15 protein-coding genes are annotated in these 19,420 nt (G+C 69.7%); 4 read left to right on the top strand and 11 right to left on the bottom strand.

What is annotated here, in order from left to right:
- Positions 1 to 12 precede the first annotated feature (12 nt).
- The 3 genes from ACQPYY_RS04060 to ACQPYY_RS04050 are packed head-to-tail and all read right to left on the bottom strand — an operon-like array spanning position 13 to position 5,394.
- Positions 13 to 3,333 carry an SDR family NAD(P)-dependent oxidoreductase gene (locus tag ACQPYY_RS04060; RefSeq protein ID WP_433592788.1) on the bottom strand — a complete coding sequence of 1,107 codons (3,321 nt, stop codon included), beginning with the start codon at positions 3,331 to 3,333 and terminating at the stop codon, positions 13 to 15.
- Positions 3,326 to 4,633, bottom strand: coding sequence for a polyketide synthase (locus ACQPYY_RS04055; protein ID WP_433594564.1), 1,308 nt, complete (start codon positions 4,631 to 4,633; stop codon positions 3,326 to 3,328). Before ACQPYY_RS04055 ends, ACQPYY_RS04060 begins: the two co-directional genes overlap by 8 nt.
- 5 nt (positions 4,634 to 4,638) lie before the next feature.
- Entirely contained in the window at positions 4,639 to 5,394 is a 756-nt protein-coding gene (locus ACQPYY_RS04050) for a thioesterase II family protein (protein ID WP_433592787.1), read from the bottom strand.
- 155 nt (positions 5,395 to 5,549) lie between these two features.
- Here ACQPYY_RS04050 and ACQPYY_RS04045 point away from each other — a divergent pair, with 155 nt between their 5' ends.
- Entirely contained in the window at positions 5,550 to 6,206 is a 657-nt protein-coding gene (locus ACQPYY_RS04045) for a GNAT family N-acetyltransferase (RefSeq protein ID WP_379105059.1), read from the top strand.
- Here the strand turns inward: ACQPYY_RS04045 and ACQPYY_RS04040 are convergent.
- The 4 genes from ACQPYY_RS04040 to ACQPYY_RS04025 form a co-directional block, all read right to left on the bottom strand.
- Positions 6,161 to 7,456 carry a SidA/IucD/PvdA family monooxygenase gene (locus ACQPYY_RS04040; protein ID WP_379105057.1) on the bottom strand — a complete coding sequence of 432 codons (1,296 nt, stop codon included), beginning with the start codon at positions 7,454 to 7,456 and terminating at the stop codon, positions 6,161 to 6,163. The two genes, ACQPYY_RS04045 and ACQPYY_RS04040, sit on opposite strands and share 46 nt — an antisense overlap.
- A gap of 248 nt (positions 7,457 to 7,704) precedes the next feature.
- A complete protein-coding gene (locus tag ACQPYY_RS04035) occupies positions 7,705 to 9,441 on the bottom strand; it encodes an ABC transporter ATP-binding protein (protein WP_433592786.1) in 1,737 nt (578 codons plus the stop codon).
- Positions 9,438 to 11,321, bottom strand: a complete 1,884-nt coding sequence (locus ACQPYY_RS04030) for an ABC transporter ATP-binding protein (protein ID WP_433592785.1) — start codon at positions 11,319 to 11,321, stop codon at positions 9,438 to 9,440. The genes ACQPYY_RS04035 and ACQPYY_RS04030 overlap by 4 nt, the downstream gene beginning before the upstream one ends.
- Before the next feature lie 94 nt (positions 11,322 to 11,415).
- Positions 11,416 to 12,270: a DUF4190 domain-containing protein gene (locus ACQPYY_RS04025; protein ID WP_433592784.1), complete on the bottom strand. Its 855-nt coding sequence runs from the start codon at positions 12,268 to 12,270 to the stop codon at positions 11,416 to 11,418.
- 123 nt (positions 12,271 to 12,393) lie between these two features.
- On the opposite strand from ACQPYY_RS04025, the gene ACQPYY_RS04020 reads away from it, so the two are divergent.
- Both ACQPYY_RS04020 and ACQPYY_RS04015 read left to right on the top strand, forming a co-directional pair.
- Positions 12,394 to 13,326: a pseudouridine synthase gene (locus ACQPYY_RS04020; RefSeq protein WP_433592783.1), complete on the top strand. Its 933-nt coding sequence runs from the start codon at positions 12,394 to 12,396 to the stop codon at positions 13,324 to 13,326.
- 46 nt (positions 13,327 to 13,372) lie between these two features.
- On the top strand, positions 13,373 to 14,137 hold the full coding sequence (locus tag ACQPYY_RS04015) for a CPBP family intramembrane glutamic endopeptidase (protein WP_379105046.1): 765 nt from the start codon (positions 13,373 to 13,375) through the stop codon (positions 14,135 to 14,137).
- Between the two features lie 340 nt (positions 14,138 to 14,477).
- On the opposite strand, the gene ACQPYY_RS04010 is transcribed toward ACQPYY_RS04015, so the two are convergent.
- The 3 genes from ACQPYY_RS04010 to ACQPYY_RS04000 all read right to left on the bottom strand — a co-directional run bounded on the left by ACQPYY_RS04010 (position 14,478) and on the right by ACQPYY_RS04000 (position 18,351).
- Complete coding sequence (locus tag ACQPYY_RS04010; RefSeq protein ID WP_433592782.1) at positions 14,478 to 16,637, bottom strand: MMPL family transporter; 2,160 nt, start codon at positions 16,635 to 16,637, stop codon at positions 14,478 to 14,480.
- 36 nt (positions 16,638 to 16,673) lie between these two features.
- The gene (locus ACQPYY_RS04005) at positions 16,674 to 17,186 is read right to left on the bottom strand and encodes an EXLDI protein (RefSeq protein WP_379105042.1); all 513 of its coding nucleotides are present in this window, start codon (positions 17,184 to 17,186) and stop codon (positions 16,674 to 16,676) included.
- A gap of 202 nt (positions 17,187 to 17,388) precedes the next feature.
- Positions 17,389 to 18,351: a LysR family transcriptional regulator gene (locus ACQPYY_RS04000; protein ID WP_433592781.1), complete on the bottom strand. Its 963-nt coding sequence runs from the start codon at positions 18,349 to 18,351 to the stop codon at positions 17,389 to 17,391.
- 60 nt (positions 18,352 to 18,411) lie between these two features.
- On the opposite strand from ACQPYY_RS04000, the gene ACQPYY_RS03995 reads away from it, so the two are divergent.
- The gene (locus ACQPYY_RS03995) at positions 18,412 to 18,834 is read left to right on the top strand and encodes a DUF5997 family protein (RefSeq protein WP_357285076.1); all 423 of its coding nucleotides are present in this window, start codon (positions 18,412 to 18,414) and stop codon (positions 18,832 to 18,834) included.
- A gap of 112 nt (positions 18,835 to 18,946) precedes the next feature.
- Here the strand turns inward: ACQPYY_RS03995 and ACQPYY_RS03990 are convergent, their stop codons facing one another.
- A complete protein-coding gene (locus ACQPYY_RS03990) occupies positions 18,947 to 19,366 on the bottom strand; it encodes an FAD/NAD(P)-binding protein (protein ID WP_433592780.1) in 420 nt (139 codons plus the stop codon).
- Positions 19,367 to 19,420: the final 54 nt, after the last annotated feature.

Genomic DNA, 19,420 nt, shown 5'->3' with positions numbered 1-19,420 from the left:
GGCCCCTAGCCCTTAGTTGGTGTTCGCTGCCATGAGCAGCACGACATCGTCGAGTGACGCGCCGCCGAGAATCGCGGCGACCGGCAGATCCCGGTCCAGCGACGCCCGCACGCGCTTGCGGAAGTCCAAGGCCTGCAACGAGTCCAGGCCCAGGGCGACCAGCGGCACCGAGCGGTCGATGCTGTCGCCGGTGTCGATGCCCATGACGCGTTCGAGCTCGGCGAGCACCTGATCCGCCAGCGGACGGTCGGCGACGACCGGCGCGGGTGCGGCGGGAGTGGCGGGCTCCGGCGCGACGACCTCGGCCGTGACGGGCGCTTCCGGTTCCGCGGCGGCGTTCACCGGGACCGGTTCCGGCTCCGGCACTTCCGAGAGCACCGACGCCTGGCCGAACGCTCCCATGACATCGCGCAGGAACGACCAGTCCGCGGAGATGACGATGGCGTCCGTCGGCTGCCCGGTGAATCCGGCGGCGATCGCGTCGGCGGGATGCATCGGGAAGACCCCGGCGCCCTCGACCCGCGCCATGCCCGCCTCGTCCAGCGGACCTGCGACACTCCACAGGCCCCACTCCAGCGACGAGCAGTCGATGCCGCGCTCCCGCGCACGGCGGGCGAGCACGTCCAGCATCCGGTTGGTGACCGCGTACAGGATCTGCCCACGCCCACCGAGAGTCGCGGCCATGGACGAGCACAGCAGCACCCGGCCGGTCGCGCTCAGCGGCACCGCGTCCAGCACGGCTTCGAGGCCCAGCACCTTCGACGCGGCGGCGGTGGCCACCATGTCGGCGGTGATCTCCTCGATGCCCGCGTCCACATAGTTGACGGCGGCGTGGACGAGCAGGCTCACCGGCCGCTCCCCCAACCCCGACGCCAGGCGCGCCACATCGTCGGCGGCATTCACATCACAGGCCTCGACCACGATCTCGGTGGCTCCGGCGGCTCGCACCCGCGCCAAATCCGCGGCGGCCGCACCGGATTCGCCGGACCGGCTGACCAGGGTGACCCGGCCCGAGCCCTGCCGGGCGAAATGCTCCGCGAACAACAGGCCGAGCTTGCCGGTGCCACCCACGATCAGCACATGATCCAGATCGGCGGCCGCACCCGGCTCGGACTCGTCGGCGACCAGTCGCTTGACGAACACCTGGGTGCCGCGCAACGCCACCTCCGGCTCACCCGCCGTGTGCAACGCCGCGACCAGGCGCTTGGCATCCGCGACTCCGGCGTCGGCCGCGAGATCCAGGTGCCGGAACAGCAGTCCGGGCTTCTCCACACCGACACACCGGAATCCGGAGGCCACCGCGCCGTGGAACAGCTGCGGCAGCTGGTCCTCGGGCACCACCGACTCGCCGCCGCTGGTCACCAGCCAGCAGTCACCGCCCGGGCGCAGGCGGTCCAGTGCGGGGAGCCAGGCTCGCCCGGCGAAGAACTCGCTCAGCTCGGCCACCGCGCTCGCCGAGCCGCCTTCCGACAGCGCGGGCCACAGGATCACGACGCTGTCGTACGTCGACGCCGAATCAGCCGAGACGGCCGCAGCGGACCGCGCCTCACCGAGTGCGCGGTCGGCCGTACCCGGCCCACCGTTCCCGGTGACGGCGACCGTTGCGGCCGAATCGAGCACCGAGCCGACATCGACGCGGCCGGTTCCCCGGGGGTTCGACTCGATCCGCTCCGAAGTCGGGCGGCTGGACGCGCCGATGGCGGACGCGAGCGGAGCCGCGGCCGAATCGGATGCGGTCACGGTCAGCGCGGTCGCGGTGGCGCCGTAGCGGTCGGCGGCCGCCAGCAGGGCGGAGAGCTGGTCGGCGCACCGGCCGGTCGGGTCGACGAAGGCCAGGCGGCGCGGGGCGGTCAGGGAGCGTCGTTCCCACGGGCTCCACTTCTCCACCAGGCGTTGGGGTTTCGGCACGGCCGGGGCGGGGGCGGTCACCTTGTCGGGGGCGTAGCCCGGGTTCGCCCACAGACGCTTGGGGTTCATGACCGTGTGCGGGAAGTCGCGCAGCGGGAGCGCCGGGACGGCGTCGGTGCGCAGGGCACTCCAGTCGTAGCCGAGGTCGTGGACCGCGACGGTCGCCAGGTTGCGGGTGAATTCGCGCAGCGTGGTCGCGGTGCGCAGGGACGTGCCGAGGACCTTGACGTCGCGGGGGCCGCGGGCCGGGTCCGGCGGGACCAGGGTGAGGTTCTCCTGGAGGGCCAGCTGCAGCACCGGATGCTCGACGACCTCGATGAGGGTGTCGATGCCGTCGCGGGCCGCCGCCACCACGGCGCGGTCGAAGCGGACGCGATTGCGCAGGTTCCAGTACCAGTACTGTTCCTGGATCAGGTCGGCGGTGATGGGCGCGCCCAATGTCGCTCCATAGCACTGGATTCGAGTGTCGAGGAAGGTCGCGCTGCTCATCTCGCCGCCGAGGAAGCCCTCGAACTCCTCGCGCAACTCGGCCACGATCGAGGTGTGGGCCGGGTAGGCGACACCGATCTCGCGGGCGAACTGGCCCTGGGCGGTGGCCGCGGCGACCATGTCGGTGATGGTCTCGCGGTCACCGGAGATGGCCATGATGTGCGGGGCGTTCACCACCGACAGCTCGGCCCAGCCGGAGTTCCGCGCCAGCAGCGCCTCGCAGTCCTCGCGGTCCATGGCCAGCACGGCCATGGAGAAGCCGCGCGGGGACAGCCGCTCGACCAGGCGCGCGCGGTGGGTGACCACCAGCACGGCGTCACGCACCGACATCACCCGCGAGACCGCGCCCGCGGCCAGCTCACCCTGGCTGTGTCCGACGGTGGCGGCGGGCTCGACGCCCGCGGCCCGCCACATGGCGGCCAGACCGACCATGTGGAACATCAAGGCGGGCTGCACTTCCCACACCGTGTCCTGGTACCGCCCCTCGGCGCCGAGCAGGTAGTGCAGCGGCTGGTCGTGGCCGAAACGTTCGGCGTGCAGGCCCGAGCACTCGTCGACCGCCGCCCGGTAGGCCGGGGACAGCTCGTAGTACAGCTTGCCCATGCCGGGGCGCTGACTGCCCTGGCCGGGGAACACGAAGCCGATCCGGCGCGCGGTGGCGGGACCGTCGCCGGCCACCACCGCGGCATGCGCGGTCCCGGCGGCGACGGCGCGCAGCGCGTCGATCAGTTCCTCGCGTCCGGTGACCATGGCCAGCGCCCGGTACCGGCGGGCGGTGCGCGTGCGGAACAGCATGTCCGCCACCCGTTCCGGGGTGACCGCGGGCCGCGACTCCAGGAAGTCCAGGATGCCCGCGGCCTCGGCGCGCACGCCGTCGGCGGTGTCGGACGAGAGCAGGACGGGGATGCTGCCATCGGGCAGCCGGTGGCTACACATCGCTTTCCTCCAGCTCGGGCAGGGCGACCAGGGCATGCGCGTTGGTACCCGCGACACCGAACGAGGACACGGCCGCGTAGCGCACGCCGTCCGCGGCGGACCACGGTTCGAGTTCGGTGGCGAGGCGCAGACTGGTGGCTTCCCAATCGATTTCGCCGGTCGGACGCTCGGCGTGCAGGGTGGGCGGGATCTGCCCGTGCATCCCGGCCAGCAGCACCTTGATCAGGGCCAGCAGACCCGAGGCCGCCTGTGCGTGACCGGCGTTGGACTTCACCGAGCCCAGACGCGGGGTGTCGGCGCGTTCGACGCCGTAAGTCGCGGCGAGAGCGGCCAATTCCAGCGGGTCGCCGACCGGGGTCCCCGTGCCGTGGCCCTCGATCAGCCCGACCTGCTCGGCGGTGATGCCGGACACCGCCAGGGTGTCGCGGATCAGTCGTTCCTGCGCGGCCGCGCTGGGCACCGCGATCGGCGCACCCTTGCCGTTGTGATTGACACGCGAGCCCAGCAGCCGTCCGTACACCCGGTGTCCGAGCGCGCGCGCCCGTGACTCCCGTTCCAGCACGACGACTCCCGCGCCCTCACCCCACAGTGTTCCGGTGGCGTCGGCGGCGTAGGAGCGGCAGTGGCCGTCGGAGGCCAGGGCGTTGTTCTTGGAGAACTCGTAGAACGCGCCCGGCGAACCCATGACGCACACCCCGCCCGCGAGCGCCCACTCGCACTCGCCCGCCCGGATGGCGGCGGCGGCCTGGTGCACGGCGGTGAGCGCGGACGCGCACGCGGTGTCGACGCTGATCGAGGGCCCGGTCAGGCCCAGCCCGTGCGAGATGCGCCCGGCCACCGCGCCCAGCGCGGTCCCGGTGACCCGGTAGCCGCTGTGCTCGTTGACCGAGGCCACCCGGGGCCCGTACTCCATCACGGAGACGCCCATCCAGCAGCCCGCCGCATCGCCCTCCACCGCGGCGGGATTGATCCCGGCCTGCTCGAGCGCCCGCCACGCCACCCGCATGCCGGCCCGCTGCTGCGGGTCCATGGCGACCGCCTCGCGCGGGGTGATGCCGAAGAACAGCGGATCGAACTCGGTCGCGCCGGTGAGGAAGCCGCCCGCATCGGGGACCGCGCCCCAGCCGTCCTGGGCGCCCAGGCTCAGCAGTTCCGCCAGCGGCCAGTCCCGGTCCCGCGGGAACGGCCCCAGCAGTTCACGGCCCGAGGCCAGCGCCGACCAGAATTCCGCGAGGGTGTCCACGCCACCGGGCGCCTCGATACCCATGCCGACGATCACGATCGGATCGCCGGAGTCCACTCCGGTCACGCGACGACGCTCTTCTCCGCGACGAGCAGTTCGGCGATGCCGTCCACGTGCTGGTCCAGATAGAAGTGGCCGCCCGCGAACATGGTGACCCGGATGCTCGCGCGGGAGTGGCCCTCCCACGCGAACAGGTCACGCGGCGCGACGAATTCGTCCTCGTCGCCGCCGAGCACGTGAATGGGGGCGTCCACGGCGACCTCGGCCGGGCAGGAGTAGGCGTCGAAGGCGCGGTAGTCGGCCTTCATCACCGGCAGCGCCATGCGCAGCACGTCACGACTGCCCAGCACCTCCGCGCCGGTGCCGTTGAGCGCCGACATGTGGTCGAGCAGCGCCTCGTCGTCGGTGGGGTGGTTCGGCAGATCGGCGATGCGCGCGGGAGCGGCGGCCGAGGAGGCGGCCAGCAACTGCACGGTCAACCCCGCGGCCTCGGCCAGCCGGGCGAATTCGAAGGCGACGATCGCGCCCATGCTGTGGCCGAAGATGGTCAGCGGCGCACCCGAGTCGTGCGCGGAGTCCCGGAAGGCCTCGAAGGCTCCGGCGGCCATGTCCTGCAGCGTTTCGGCCGCGGCCTCGCGGGCGCGGTCCTGGCGGCCGGGATACTGGAACACCACGACATCGAAGTCGGCGGCCATCTTCTTGGCGAAGACCCGGTAGGCCGAAGCGCCCGCACCCGCGTGCGGGAAGATCAGCAGCGGTGGCGCGGATTCCGCACTCGGGGCCTGAAATTGCCTGATCCAGCCGAGTTCCCGTGCCATTTTCCCGCTCTCCTACGACCCGCCCGACCGCGTCAGCCGCCGGTTCTGCTTGTCCCCCTTGCAATGTCCGGGCAACCGTAACACCGCCTAGTTAGTATAGGCTAGCCTTACCAATCAGGGTGATCAAGCTAACCGACGAACGGAGCGCCACAGCGATGAACCGGACGACCTACGTCCTCGCGCGCGAACTCACGGACCTTCCGGACCACATCCGCAGCGCCCCCGCACCCGTGGTGCCCGAGTTCCCCGCGCCGTTCACGCTGCGCCTGGTGGACGTCGAATCCGGCGATCCGGAGACCATCACCGAATGGATGCACCGGCCGCACCTGCTCGAGACCTGGGAACAGGCCTGGGACGCCGACCGCCGCCGCCTCGACTGCGCGACCCAGCTGGCCGGAACCTTCTCCCGCCCCTGCGTTCTCGAATACGACTTCACCGCACTCGACCGGCCCGACCTGGGCAATCGCGAGGTCGCCTATGTGGAGTTGTACCGGCCCGCCAAGGACGAGATCGCTCGCCTCTACGACGCCGAAGCCCACGACATGGGCTTCCACATCGCCACCGCGGACACCAATCTGCTGGGCCGCGGCGTCATGTCGGACTGGATGCGGCAGCTCGGCCAGGCGGTCCTGGCGGCCGAACCCGAATGCCGCCGGCTGCTCTGCGAACCCGATCACCGCAACGCCCCCATGCGGAAGGCGTTGGAGAAGATCGGGTGGCAGCACCTCGGCGACTTCGACATTCGACCGGACCGTCGGATCTCGCTCTACACGCTGCCGCGGACCGCGGCGGACCTGCCCGAGATCCGGTAGCGCGGACCGGGATTCACCACCGGCTGCAGGATCCGGTCCGACAGCTCGCCCAGGCAGCTGAGATTCGGGAAACCCGGACCCTGCGCCATGGCGGCCATATTCGGCAGATACAGCTTGGCGTCCAGCCCGGACACCGCCAGGTCGTAACCGATGGCCGCCTCCAGCCGCCCGTGCTCGAGCGGACCGCCGACCGCCAGCTCCAGCAGATCGGTTGCGGCGGAATCGAACAGATCCAGGAACCACAGCGGCTGCCCGCCCGTGGCGTCCACCACCAGATCGAAGGTGTGCACCTGATCCGGGCGCAGATCGTTGCGCAGGGTCAGGGCGACCCGATCGTCCTGCTCGGCCAGGCTCACGACGCGGCCCTGCAAGTGATGCACCCGGTTGTCGCCCAGCAGGCTCTCCTGCACGCGCACCGAGAACACTCCGCGATCGGTGCGCCGGATGACATCCCGGCGCTCGGCCATGCCCAGCCCGGCCCACTTGGTCGGATCGCTGTAGAGCGAGTTCTCGAAATAGCTTTCCCCACGGGTGTACAGCGTGGCCTTGGGCGAGATCACCGAGACCGTCAGCATGTCATGGTTGACCAGCTCGTCCAGCGCCGAACCCGCGGTCTCGCCACCGCCGATCACCGCGACGCGCGAGGACGGCGGCAGCTCGCGGCGGCCCGCCAGGTCCCAGAACTCGGAGATGCTGAGCACCTTCGGGTGCTCGGCCAGGGCGCGGTCGCTGCGGCCGGGGCCGGTGATCATGACGGCGTCGCAATCGATCTCGTCGACCCCGCCGTCGGCGTCGGTGACCGAGACCAGCCAGCCGTCGGCCGCGGCGGCGATACCGGTCACCGAGCCCTGGACCAGGTCCATATCGCAGCGCTTGGCCACCCACCCCAGGTACTTCGCCCACACGTGATGCTGCGGGCTGGGACGGCCGCGGTCGATCCACTCGGCGTAGGTGCCGTGCTCGACCAGGAAGGCGGTCCAGCTGAACGCCCGCATGGCCTCGTCGATTTCGCGGTTGCGGCCACGGGCCCAGGTGGAGTGGTACGGGAAGCCGACATCCTTCTCCGGGCTGGTGCCCAGGCGGTGGCGTCCGTCGGTCCAGCCGCCGGTCGGCAGCCAATTGCCGCCCACCGTCCGCGCTTCGACGACCGTCACCCGCGGCGCGGGCAGGCCCAGGTCCCGCAGCACCCGTGACTTGGCCGCTACCGCCAGGGCTTTCGGCCCCGCTCCGACCACCAGAAGCGTTTCCACCGGTTCTCCGTCCCAGTTGCTCAACTGTTGCCTGCCTCGCACAACCTGCCAACCACCTTAGGTTTGCATAGCCTTACCTTATCTTGCTCGACAGCGGTTGCGAAGCGCTGAGACGAAAAGATCGGACAGAACACATGCCTCGTACTTCCCGCCTCCTCGCCACCGCCGCGATGCCCTGCGGCCTCTGACGATCGGCTGGTTCGTCCGCACGAACGGCCCCGGACCCCAAGGGATCCGGGGCCGTTCCGCTAGGCGGAGACCCGAGCCAGACGCCAGCCCGACGCCCGGGTGCGCTCGTTCCAGAAGGCGGCGTAGCGGCCGTCGAGGGCGATCAGCTCCGCGTGGGTGCCGCGCTCGACGATGCGTCCGGCATCCATGAACAGGATCTGATCGGCGTGCGCGATGGTCGCCAGCCGGTGCGCCACCACGAGTACCGTCCGGCCCCGGGTGAGTTCGTGCACACCGCGCACCACGGCCGCCTCGTTGTGCGGATCCAGCGCACTGGTCGCCTCGTCCAGCAGCACGATCGGGGCATCCTTGACCAGGGCGCGCGCGATCGAAACCCGCTGGCGCTCACCACCGGACAGCGCCGAACCGCCCTCACCGACCGCGGTCTGCCAGCCGTCGGGCAGGCGCTCGGCGATCTCGTCCACCCGTGCGGTGCGCGCGGCCGCGAGGACCTCGTCATCGGAGGCGTCCGGGCGGCCCGCCCGAATGTTCTCCAGCACAGAGCGATCGAAGAGGTAGACGCTCTGGAAGACCAGGGCCAGCCGGGTCAGCAGCGACTCGGCGGGCTGGTCGCGGACATCGTGGCCGCCGACCGAGACCCGGCCCGAATCCGCGTCGTGGAACCGGGCCGCCAGGCGCAGCAGTGTGGACTTGCCCGCGCCGCTGGGACCGACGATGGCCGTCGTCGTGCCGGGAGCGGCGGTGAACGAGATGTCCTCCAGGACCGTCTTGCCCGGGCCGTAACCGAAGGTGACGCCGTCGAACTCGACCCGCGCGGCAGCGTGCTCGACCGGCGAATCCGGCTGTGCCAGTCCCGGTTCCGCCAGCAGCGCGCTCACCCGGTCGGCGGCGGCCGCGGCCGTGCGCAACGCGCCACCCAGCTGGGCGGCCTGAGTCAGCGGCTCGATGAAACGCGCGCTCACCGCGATCAGGGCGATCGCCGCGGCGGCCGAGATCGCGCCGTCGGTGGCCCGGCCCACCACCAGGTACACCAGCACCAGGAAGACGGCCTGCACCACCAGCGCGAAACCGATCAGACCGGGAACCGCCGCGACGAGCAGACCGTTGGCGGCGGTGCGCTGGCGCGCCAGGGCCGCGTCCAGCGCCCGATTGCCGGCGCCGACCGCCCCGAGCGAACGCAGCATCGGCTGCGCCTGAGCGAATTCCAGCACCCGGGCATTCGCCTCGGTCGCGGCCTCGTGCATGCGCTCGTCGGCGGTCACATAGGAACGGTTGGCCCACAGATTCACCAGGAACAGCACCGGCGCGGTCACCAGCATGGCCAGCGAGATCCGCCAGTCCACGAACAGCATGCCCAGCGCGACACCCAGCGGAACCAGCACGCCGGTCAGCATCTTCGCCAGCAGATAGGCGATCAGGCCCTGCACCTCGCGGACGTTCTCGACCATCACCCGCGACAGCTCGCCCGCGTGCCGGTCGTCGAACCAGCCCAGCGGCAACGCGTTCAGATGATCACCGAGCCGGGTCTGCAGGCCGTGCTGCATACCCACGCCGACCCGCAAGCCCAGCACCGACTGCAGGTAGCCGAACACCACGACCCCGGCCACGGCCAGCGCCAGCCACAGCGTCCACCACCAGGCCCGGCCCAGATCCTGGGCGAACAGGGCCTTCAGCACGGGCACCAGCAGCACGTACGCGGCCGCCTGCGACAACGCCTGAGCCACGATGGCCAGCAGCAATCGCGGTGTCAGCGCGGCGAATTCGCCCGGCACCAGGCCGAGCACCTTGCGGATCATCGGAGGGCCTCCTCGGCATCGGCGCGAACCCGCTGAGCGGGACGGTCGGTGGCCGCGACATCGGCCAGGGCCGCCGCGTTGATTTCCCAGAGCCGCTGGTACAGGCCGCCCGCGGCGTGCAGGCTCGCGTGGTCGCCCTGTTCGACCAGGGTTCCGTTCTCCAGCACCAGGATTCGGTCCACACCGGTGATGGTGTGCAGGCGGTGCGCGATCACCAGGACCGTGCGGCCCGCCACCAGCTCGGCCAGCGCGTCCTGGACGGCGGCCTCGGATTCGGGGTCGGCGAAGGCGGTGGCCTCGTCCAGCACCAGGATCGGGGTGTCGGCCAGCAGCGTGCGGGCGATCGAAAGCCGCTGCGCCTCACCGCCGGACAGCACGACGTCCACGCCGATCTCGGAGTCGTAGCCGCGCGGCAGCGCCGTGATGCGGTCGTGGATCCGGGCGGCACGCGCCGCGCGTTCCAGCTCGGCGAGGTCGGCCTCGGGGCGGGCCAGCCGCAGATTGTCGGCGATGGTGCCGCGGATCAGGCGCACGTCCTGGAAGACGAAGCCGACCGTGCGATACAGCTCCGCGCTCGGGATGTCGCGAATGTCCCTGCCGCCGAGGGTGATCCGGCCGCTGTCCACGTCGTAGAAGCGCGGCAGCAGCTTGGCCAGCGTGGACTTGCCGGAGCCGCTCGGGCCCACCAGGGCGGTCATGGTGCCGGGCGCCAGCTCGAGGTCGACGCCGCGCAGCACCTGATGATCGGCGCGGTAGCCGAAGCTCACGCCCTCGAAACGGATCAGGCCCGCGGGCACGTCCGGCGCCGCGGATTCCCCGGTGCCGGAGGCCAATTCCGGGGTCCGCATGAGTTCGTGCAGACGCAGCGCGGCGTCACCGGCCGTGCGCAGCGCCTGCGTGCCGTAGCCCAGGCCCAGCAGCGAACTGCCCAGGCCCAGCCCGACCAGCAGGAAGGGCAGCAGGTCGAGGGGCTCCAGCCAATCCAGGCCGACACCCGCCAGCCCGGCCACCACGACCAGCAGCATCACGAACACCGGGGAGACCACGGTGTCCGAGATCGACTGCACCGTCATGACGGGCAGCTTCAGCCGCCGCAGCCGGTCGGTCTGCTCCTCGACGGCCGCGCGGAACTCGCTGTGCGCCTTGCCCGCTCGCCCGAAGGCCCGCACCACCTGGATGCCGTCCACGAATTCCACGGTGGCGGCACGGGTGCGCTGTTCGGCGGCGTTGTAGGCGAGCAGCCGCTCACGGCCGGGCTCGTCCAGCATGGCGCGCATGCACAGCGCGTACACGATCAGCGGGATCAGCAGGACCAGGGTCAACCGCCAGTCGACGGTGGCCAGGTACACCAGGGTCACCAGCGGCGCGGTCACCGAACCGATGAAGTCCAGGCGCGCGTGCGCCACCAGATAGTGCAGCGCCTCGACGTCGTCCTGCAGGTACTTCTTCACGTCGGCGGAGGCGCGGGCGCCGAACCAGCCCAGCGGCACCCGGGTCAGCTTGTCGGCCAGCAACCGGCGCAGGGTCAGCTGATAGCGCGCGTCCACGGCGTGCGACCAGGTCAACGCGACCGCCTGCAGGATCGCGCGGGCCACCAGGACCAGCACCGCGATCAGCAGCAGCCGCCACACCCGATCGGTGTCGGGGACCTCCCGCAGCAGCTCCCGGCAGGCCGAGACGATCAGCAGGAACGGGACCACCGAGCAGACAGCGGCCACGGCCACGATCAGCCCGGCGGCCGTGAGCGGCCCGCGCACCGGCGCGAGGATCTCCTTGCGGGCGGCGGCTTCTGCCTGCCGCCGCGCTTTCGCCTCGGCCTTCGCGTCGGGCCCGCTCGGCTCCGGGCCCGCCTCGACCGCGGGCGGTGACTCGACCGTCATCAGTCCGCCTTCCACCTTCATCCGTCCGGCGCTCCCACGAACACCGGCGAGAAGATAGGTTAGGCTAACTTTTGCTTGACGACCACACCGAGGGTCAGCGCGGCACCTTCGTGGTCAACTTCGAACCGTCCGCGTTGTGCACCATGCAGGTCGCGCGGCCGTTCGACTTGTTCCACTGGGTCTCGTTCGCCGGATACAGGATGAACGACTCCAGCTGCTCGACCACCGGGCTCGAGGCCAGCAGCTTGTCCAGCTGCACCTGGCAGGCCTCGCTCGCCTTGTCGAAGGACGCGTCACCCGAACCCGGCCACGAACCCGGCAGGTGCACCTGGGTGATCACCTCGCCGTCGTGCGGGGAATCGCAGGACAGCACGGTCACCTTGCGGATGTGGTTGTTCTCCTCCACCGTCTGCACGCAGTCACCGGTCTTCACCTCGTCGATGGAGATGGAGGTCGGCGAATCCGACAGGGCCGAGGTGCGGGTCGTATTGTCCTGCGACGCCGTGGTGTTCGAATCGGTCACCGCCGCGATGGCCACGATGACCACAGCGAACACGACCCACAGACCCGAGGCGATCAGACCGGCGATGGCCAGACCCCGACCGGCCTGATTGCGCTGCTTGGTCTGATTCAGCGCGATGACGCCGAACGGGATGGCGAGCAGACAGGTCCCGAGCAGACCGAAGATCAGCGCGGCGATCGCGAAACCATTGGTACCCTGCGCGGGCGGCGGCGCCACCGGATAGCCGGGCGGCATCGGCTGATACCCGGGCTGGCCGTATTCCGGCTGGCCGTACGCGGGCTGAGGCTGGCCGTAGTCGGGCTGACCGTAGAAGGGCTGCTGCTGTCCGTAGTCCGGCTGTCCATACGCGGGCTGGCCGTATTCCGGCTGCCCGGGCTGCGGATAGCCGTACTGGCCCGGCTGCGGCTGACCGGGCTGGCCCGGCACACCCTGAGGCTGTTGGTCGTTCGGATACACGAGACCCCCGATCACGGCGCTGACCCGGACATTCCGGGCGTCGGCCCACCGTACCCCGCAATCCGGACATACCCGGGGGCTAGGGTTTCCCAGGTGAGACGCAGGCAGCAACCACCGCTACCGAAGCGGCACGGATTGGATCCGGCCCGGTTGCGGCTACCCGAGGAGGGCGACTGGGCGACCATCCGCGACCACCTCGTGGAACGGCTGCCCCGGGTCCGGCCCGAACGCATCGACGAACTGCTGCGCGAGGGCGGCATCGTGGACCTGGCGGGACCCATCGCCCTCGACACCCCCTACGTGCCCGGCGGCGCGGTGTGGTTCCACCGCGATCTGCCCGAGGAGACCGAGGTCCCCTTCCCGATCGGCATCGTCCACCGCGACGAGGACATCCTGATCGTGGACAAACCGCACTTCCTCTCGACCATCCCCCGCGGCCAGCACATCCTGCAGACCGCCCTGGTGAAGCTGCGCCGCGATCTGGACCTGCCGGATCTGGTGCCCGCGCACCGGCTGGACCGGGTGACCGCCGGACTCGTGCTCTTCATCATCAATCCGGCTCGGCGCGGGGCGTACCAGACCATGTTCCACAACCGCCTGGTCCACAAGGAGTACGAGGCCATCGCACGCTTCGATCCCAGCCTGGACCTGCCGCGCACGGTCGTCAGCCGCATCGTCAAGGAACGGCAGGTGCTCAAGGCCTACGAGACCGAGGGCGAGCCCAATGCCGAGACACTGATCGAACTCCTCGACCACCGGGACGGGCTGGGCCGCTACCGGGTGCGGCCCCGGACCGGACGCACCCATCAGATCCGCATCCATATGAACAGCCTCGGGATCCCGATCCTGGGCGACGACTTCTATCCCGAGCTCACCGACAAGCCGGTCGACAATTACACGCGGCCGCTGCAGTTGCTGGCATCGGCGCTGGAGTTCCCCGACCCCGTCACCCGCGAGCCCCGGCGTTTCGAAACCGCGCGCACCCTGCGGGCCTGGGACGACCACGCGGGCTGGGCGAGCGATTAACCACAATCGAAGCGGATTCCAAGAATTCGCTCGTACACTGGCCAGGATGTCTCGAAACGATAACGGCGCGGCGGTGGCACTGCCGGAAGCGCCCACCCCGCCCGGCCACAAGCTGCACGCCTATGTGGACGTTGCCGTCGTTGTCATCGTCTTGACCTGCACCAACCTCATCGCGCACTTCACCAACCAGTGGGCCAGCATCCTCTCGGTGCCGATTGCCGCGGTGGTGCTGGTGGCCATGGTCCGGCGTCGCGGACTGGGCTGGGCGGAGCTGGGACTCTCCCCCTCGCAGTGGCGGCGCGGCTCGCTCTGGGCGCTGGCGGCCGTGGGCGTGGTGCTGGCGGCCGTGGCCATCGGCGCGGCCCTGCCCGTCACCCGGCCGTTCTTCCTGAACGACCGCTATGCCGCGGTCTCGGGCGCGCTCATCGCGTCCATGATCGTCATCCCCCTGCAGACCGCGATTCCGGAAGAGCTGGCCTTCCGCGGGGTGCTGCACGGCACGCTGGACCGCGTGGTCGGCGCGCGCGGCGTGTTCGCCGCCGGGTCGATGTTGTTCGGGCTCTGGCACATCGCCTCGTCACTGGGATTGACCAGCGGCAACAAGGGCCTCACCGGATTCCTGGGCAGCGGCCCGGCCGGGCAGATCCTCGGGATCGGGCTCGCGGTGCTGGCGACGGCCGGGGCGGGCATGGTCTTCACCTGGCTGCGGCGGCGCAGCGGGAGCCTGCTCGCGCCGATCGCGCTGCACTGGGCGGTGAACGGCGCGGGCGCGCTGGCCGCCGCGGTGGTGTGGCACGTGACCGTGCGCTAGCGGCGGCCCCTCCGGCGAAAGAAGAGGAGGCCGGCTGACCTGGGAACAGAGGATTATGGTCAGCCGGCCCGGGGTCGGTTCGGCGGGTTGGGCCACGCCGAACCGAGTCTGTGCGTCGGGCCGAACTGTATCGGTTGTCCAGTTCAGCGCGAGGCACTTTCGCGAAAAAAGTGAAACGTGTTTCTGTCAGACCTGATCAGGCCGGGTGTTCCCACCCCGGATCGCGACCCGGCACTGGACTCGCGGCGGTTGTCGATCAAGCGGCACGTCGTGCAGCAGCGAACCGGCCCGCTTCTCGAAAGGAGAAGCGGGCCGGTCCATTCGGCTACCTATTCGAACCTCAGTGGCGCGATTGTCCGCTCACCACATCGGTTTCCGACCATTCGGTGTCCCACACCTGCGGTTGTTCGGCATCCCCGCCGTGTCCGGGCCACCAGGCGAAGCGGCCGACCAGAGCCGTCACCGCGGGCGTGAAGAACATCGCCATGACGAACGCCGCGATGGTGATACCCAGCGAGATCGCGAAACCCATCTGGGAGAGCACCGAATTGCCCGCCAGCATCATGGAGGCGAAGGTGCCCGCCAGGATGACACCGGCCGCCGCCACCGTCGGACCCGTGTGCCGCACCGCCAGCGCCGCGGCGGCGTGCGGATCGTTGCCCTCGCGGGCCTCCTCCCGCAAACGGGCCACCATGAGGATGTTGTAGTCGGTGCCCAGCGCCACCACGAACAGGTACATGATCAACGGCAATTGGAAGATCAGACCCTGCTCGCCCTGGATGCGCTGGAACACCAGCACCGCCGAACCCAGCGTCGCCGCGAAGCCCAGGAACACCGAGGCCATCAGGTACCAGGGCGCGACCACACTGCGCAGCAGCAGCGCCAGCACGATCATGATCAGGATGCCCGCGACCGGGAACACCACCATGTAGTCACGGTTCATGGCGTGCTGGAAGTCGACGAACACCGAGGTCATACCGCCCACCACCGCGGTGGTGCCGACCGGGGCCGAGGCATGCGCGGTATCGCGCAGCGGACCCTTCACGGTCTCCAGCGCGGCATCGGATTCCGGCTTGTCGGCGAGGGTCACCTGGAACTCGGCCACCGCGCTGTCCTTCGACAGCGTCGCCGGCGACACCTGGCCCACACCGCTCACGCCGGTGAGCGCCGTCCGGAAGGCGTCGAGCTCACCCTGGTTCAGCGTCCCCTGCTCGGCGCGCAGGTAGACCTGTGACGGCTGGGTGCTGCCCGCGGGCATGCCCTTGAGCAATTCCTTGCCGTACACGGTGGATTCGGCCGCGTTCGAAGTCGAACCGGAGCTCAGATCGAAGGTCGGGTTGAAGCCCAGCGCGAAGACGCCCAGCACCAGCAGCACGCCGCCGGAGACCGCGGCGAACACCGCCGGACGCTTGCCCAGCGCATTGCCGACCGCCCGGAACCGCGCGCCCTCGGGTTCGGTCTGCCAGGCCTTCGACGGCCAGAACACCTTGGTGCCCAACAGCGAGACGATGGCCGGGACCAGGGTCAGACCCGCCAGCAGCGCCACCGCCACCGCGATGGCCAGCGCGATGCCCATCGACCGGAACATGCCCAGGGTGGACAGGGTGAGCGCGCCGAAGGCGATGATCACCGCCGCCGCGGCCGAGGTGATGGCCTCGCCGACCCGCTCGACCGAACTGACCATGGCCGTCTTCGGGTCCTCCCCGGCGCGCAGGCGCTCCCGGAAGCGGAACATCAGGAACAGGATGTAATCGGTGCCGACGCCGAACAGCACCACGACCAGCAGCGACTGCACCGAGTTGTCGATCTTCAGGTCGAATGCCGCACTGGCCGAGGCGATCACGCCGTTCGCCAGCGCGGACACCATCCCGATCACGATGATCGGCAGCAAGGCGATGATCGGACTGCGGAAGATGACCAGCAGCAGCACCAGGATCAGCACCACGGTCGCGATGCCGATGATGGCCAGGCCCTTCTCACTGGAATCCTGCTGATCCAGCATCTGGGCCGCGGTGCCGGTGACGCCGGCCTTCAGATCGGTGCCGGACACCTGCTCCTTCAGAGCGTCACGCAGCGCCTTGACGGCGTCGGTCTGGTTCTTGGCCGCCGCGTCGGCCGCCTTCTCCATGGCGACCGCGACCACGCCGATCGCCTTGGTCTGCGACGGCGGCAGCGCCTGAACAGCGGTGACGTCCTTGATGTGCTTGTCCGACAGCTTGGTCGCGGCCGACGAGATGACAGCGGTGTCCTGATCGGTCAGCGGGGCCCCGTCGGAGCGCTCGAAGACGATCAGCGCGGCCGGGGTGTTGCTGTTGGGAAAGGCCTTCTGCTGCAACTCCATCGCCTGGACGGATTCGTAGTGCGAAGGCAGGAAGTCTGATTGCTCGGTGGTGGCCGTGAGCTTGGGGGCCGTGGCGACGACCGCCACGATCGCGATCAGCCATGCGCCGATCACCAGCCACGGAAAGCGGACGACCAGGCGTCCTAGTCCGGAGAACATGCGGGAGAAGTCCTTTCGGGGTTTCGGCCGCGCTATTCAGATGTCGAGGACCTGGGATGCCGGGTTCTCCAGCGCATCGGCGACGATCCGGTAGACCTTCGCCGGAACAAGATCACGCAATTCCCCCGGCGAGTCCACGATGTCGACGGTGAAGTCGCCGTATCCATCCTTACCCAACTGAAGGAATTCCCGCCACCCCCCAAATCCTTTGAGCCATTCCGCCATCAGCGAGAGATCCGACCGATCGGAACCCTTCCGGACGGTGAGGTACTCGTCCTTCCGTTCCTCCGCGACCGTCCTGGTGGCCCGCGCGAAGTCGGTCCAATCGAGGAAGTGCCGGTGCACGACCAGCTTTCCCTTGCGACTCAGGAAGACCTGGACCGATTCGCTGCCCTCCCCGGTGACCTTGCGACCGTCGGCCAGCGAGCGGCCGACGAAGCGCTGGGTGCGGCCGCCGCCGGGGCCGACGCGGAGGGTGATCTCGCGCATGCCCTCGGGCTGCGAATCCGGGACCAGGTCGGTGGCGGGCTTGTCCATTTCGAGGGCCATGAGACGCTCCGAATCATTCGTAGATGCTTATATGGGCATGCGTGTACGACACGACACCCCGGAACTCACATCCGGTGCGCCGCAATCGATCTCAGCGATTCCCGACGGCGGAACACCGTCTTACGTCACTATAAGTAGACGTATACGTATAGAGCAACCCTGAGTCGACCCTGAGATTTCTCCAGGTCGACCCCTGAACCGGTCAGCGACCGCGCCGCTTACCCGGCTTCCGCGCGGCCCCCTGCTTCGACTTGGCCGCGGCCGCGGGCTTTTTCGCGGGGGCGGGCTTGCGCTTCGGCGCGGACTGCTGCTTGGCCTGTTTGTCCGGCTGCTGGCCCGACGGCGACCGGGAACTGCGCTGGGAACGGCCGCGGACCACGCCGACGAACTCCTCCACCAGTTCGGTGGTGGCGGCGGCGGGCCAGGCCAGCGCGATCTCGGTCTCGGGCACATCGGTGACCGTGCGATAGACCAGGTCCTTGCGGTGGTGCAGGCGGGCGATCGAATGGGGGACGATGGCGGCGCCGCTCACCGCGGCCACCAGTTCCATGGTCATGGCCGCGTCGTCCAGGTCGGCGGCGTCCTGCATGCGCTCGTCGGCCAGATCCGCGGTGGCGACCTGATCGAACAGGGCGATCGGGTGGTCCTTGGGGACCACGACCACCGGGACCTCCCGGTAGAGCGGGATCGCGCTCATGCCGTCGCGGTCGATGGGCAGGCGCACGAAGCACATGTCGACCGCGTCCGTGCGCAGCGCCGTCTCCTGCTCCTTCATCGGCACCGGGATCAGGTCGAGGGCGACCTCGGGGAAACGCTCACCCCAGATGCGCTCCCACTTGGTGACGGTCACGCCCGGGACGAAACCGACGCGCAGGCGATCCACCACCTCCGGCGCGGCGACCGGTTCCGGCGGGGCGGCCGCGATCAGCGCCCGGGCCTGCTCCAGCACCGCGCGACCGTCCTCGCTCAACTGGGTCGGCTGCGCGCCCGGCACGAACAGCTTGGTCTCGAGCTCTTCCTCCAGCTCGATGACCGTGCCGCTCAAACGCTGCCGGGAAATGCCCAGGCCACGCGCCGCCCGGGCGAAGTGCAATTCCTCGGCAACCGCGACGAACCAGCGCAGGCGCGTCACGTCGATGGACTCCAACCGGCCCTGACCTGTCATGGGGTCCAGGTTATTGCACCGGCCAGCGGGTTCTCCCCACCCGCCCGATACGCTGGACGGGTGAGCCCGGACAAGAACACCCAGACCATGAAGCCGCTGACCGCGGCGAACAAACTCGGCATCTACCTCCCGGCTACCCCGGAGGAGTTCCAGAGCTCACCCATCACCCGCGCCCAGCTCGAGGAACTGCGCGCCAACCCGCCGCAGTGGCTGACCGACCTGTACGCCAACGGCCCGTTCCCGCGCGACGTGGTGGCCCGGAAACTCGGCATCTCCAACTCCGGCCTGGGCCGCGCGGGGGTGTCCGACGCACTCACCGCCGAGGAGATCACCGCCCTCCTCGCCGACCCGCCGGAATGGCTGGTCCGCGAACGCGAGAACCTGGTGGCCGTCCGCAAGGAAGCCGAACGGGTCAAGGAGAAGGACGCCGCGCGCCGCGCCGCCAGCAACCGTCCGCCCAAGAACCTCTTCGGCCCCAAGTAGGAACTCACCGGCCCCGGACAGGACCTCACAGTCCTGGAAACCGCCGGGGCCGTCGCGCATATCCACCACGGTTGCCACGATTTCGCCGACCCGCACTCATTCGGCGTATCGATCATGGGTACGTTCGAATGCCCAGCGCAGGTAACGGCCGTAGTGGGCGCGCGGGGATAGGTGGCGGGGGAAATTCGCATGGCCGCACCGAAGGCGGCGGTGGGCAGCCCCGCGAAACTGCCGATCTTGGCCAGGAAGTTCGACTACTCGTAGAGGCGGGGCCCCGTTCGACCGGACCCGCCATCTCGACGGTGTCGTCGGTGAATATCATGACCTGCTCGGCGACGGTGTTCATGAGCAGGTGCGACGACGGGTCGGTCCGCCGGACCGAGCCGGTGCCGACCCTATTCGAGTCGGTGACCACCAGCTCGACGCCGGCGGTGATACCTAATTGGCGAGCATTGGCGCAAACACGTTCGAAAACATTCAGACCTCGGGGGCCGACTCCAACAATGGCGATCGGTAAAACATTGTCGAGCATGCAGACTCACCGATCGCGCTCGATTAGCCGTATCCGAATCCGGATACGCCGCCG

It is taken from the genome of Nocardia sp. CA-145437 (assembly GCF_050956485.1).
GTDB lineage: Bacteria > Actinomycetota > Actinomycetes > Mycobacteriales > Mycobacteriaceae > Nocardia.
The sequence above is the reverse complement of the archived record's forward strand: the minus strand, read 5'-3'. Positions and strand labels throughout refer to the sequence as shown.

What these genes read in the sequence shown, in the direction of transcription:
- ACQPYY_RS04060 (WP_433592788.1), bottom strand. Translation starts at nt 3,333, where the DNA reads ATGTGTAGCCACCGGCTGCCCGATGGCAGCATCCCCGTCCTGCTCTCG.
- ACQPYY_RS04050 (WP_433592787.1), bottom strand. Translation starts at nt 5,394, where the DNA reads ATGGCACGGGAACTCGGCTGGATCAGGCAATTTCAGGCCCCGAGTGCG.
- ACQPYY_RS04045 (WP_379105059.1), top strand. Translation starts at nt 5,550, where the DNA reads ATGAACCGGACGACCTACGTCCTCGCGCGCGAACTCACGGACCTTCCG.
- ACQPYY_RS04035 (WP_433592786.1), bottom strand. Translation starts at nt 9,441, where the DNA reads ATGATCCGCAAGGTGCTCGGCCTGGTGCCGGGCGAATTCGCCGCGCTG.
- ACQPYY_RS04030 (WP_433592785.1), bottom strand. Translation starts at nt 11,321, where the DNA reads ATGACGGTCGAGTCACCGCCCGCGGTCGAGGCGGGCCCGGAGCCGAGC.
- ACQPYY_RS04015 (WP_379105046.1), top strand. Translation starts at nt 13,373, where the DNA reads ATGTCTCGAAACGATAACGGCGCGGCGGTGGCACTGCCGGAAGCGCCC.
- ACQPYY_RS04010 (WP_433592782.1), bottom strand. Translation starts at nt 16,637, where the DNA reads ATGTTCTCCGGACTAGGACGCCTGGTCGTCCGCTTTCCGTGGCTGGTG.
- ACQPYY_RS04005 (WP_379105042.1), bottom strand. Translation starts at nt 17,186, where the DNA reads ATGGCCCTCGAAATGGACAAGCCCGCCACCGACCTGGTCCCGGATTCG.
- ACQPYY_RS04000 (WP_433592781.1), bottom strand. Translation starts at nt 18,351, where the DNA reads ATGACAGGTCAGGGCCGGTTGGAGTCCATCGACGTGACGCGCCTGCGC.
- ACQPYY_RS03990 (WP_433592780.1), bottom strand. Translation starts at nt 19,366, where the DNA reads ATGCTCGACAATGTTTTACCGATCGCCATTGTTGGAGTCGGCCCCCGA.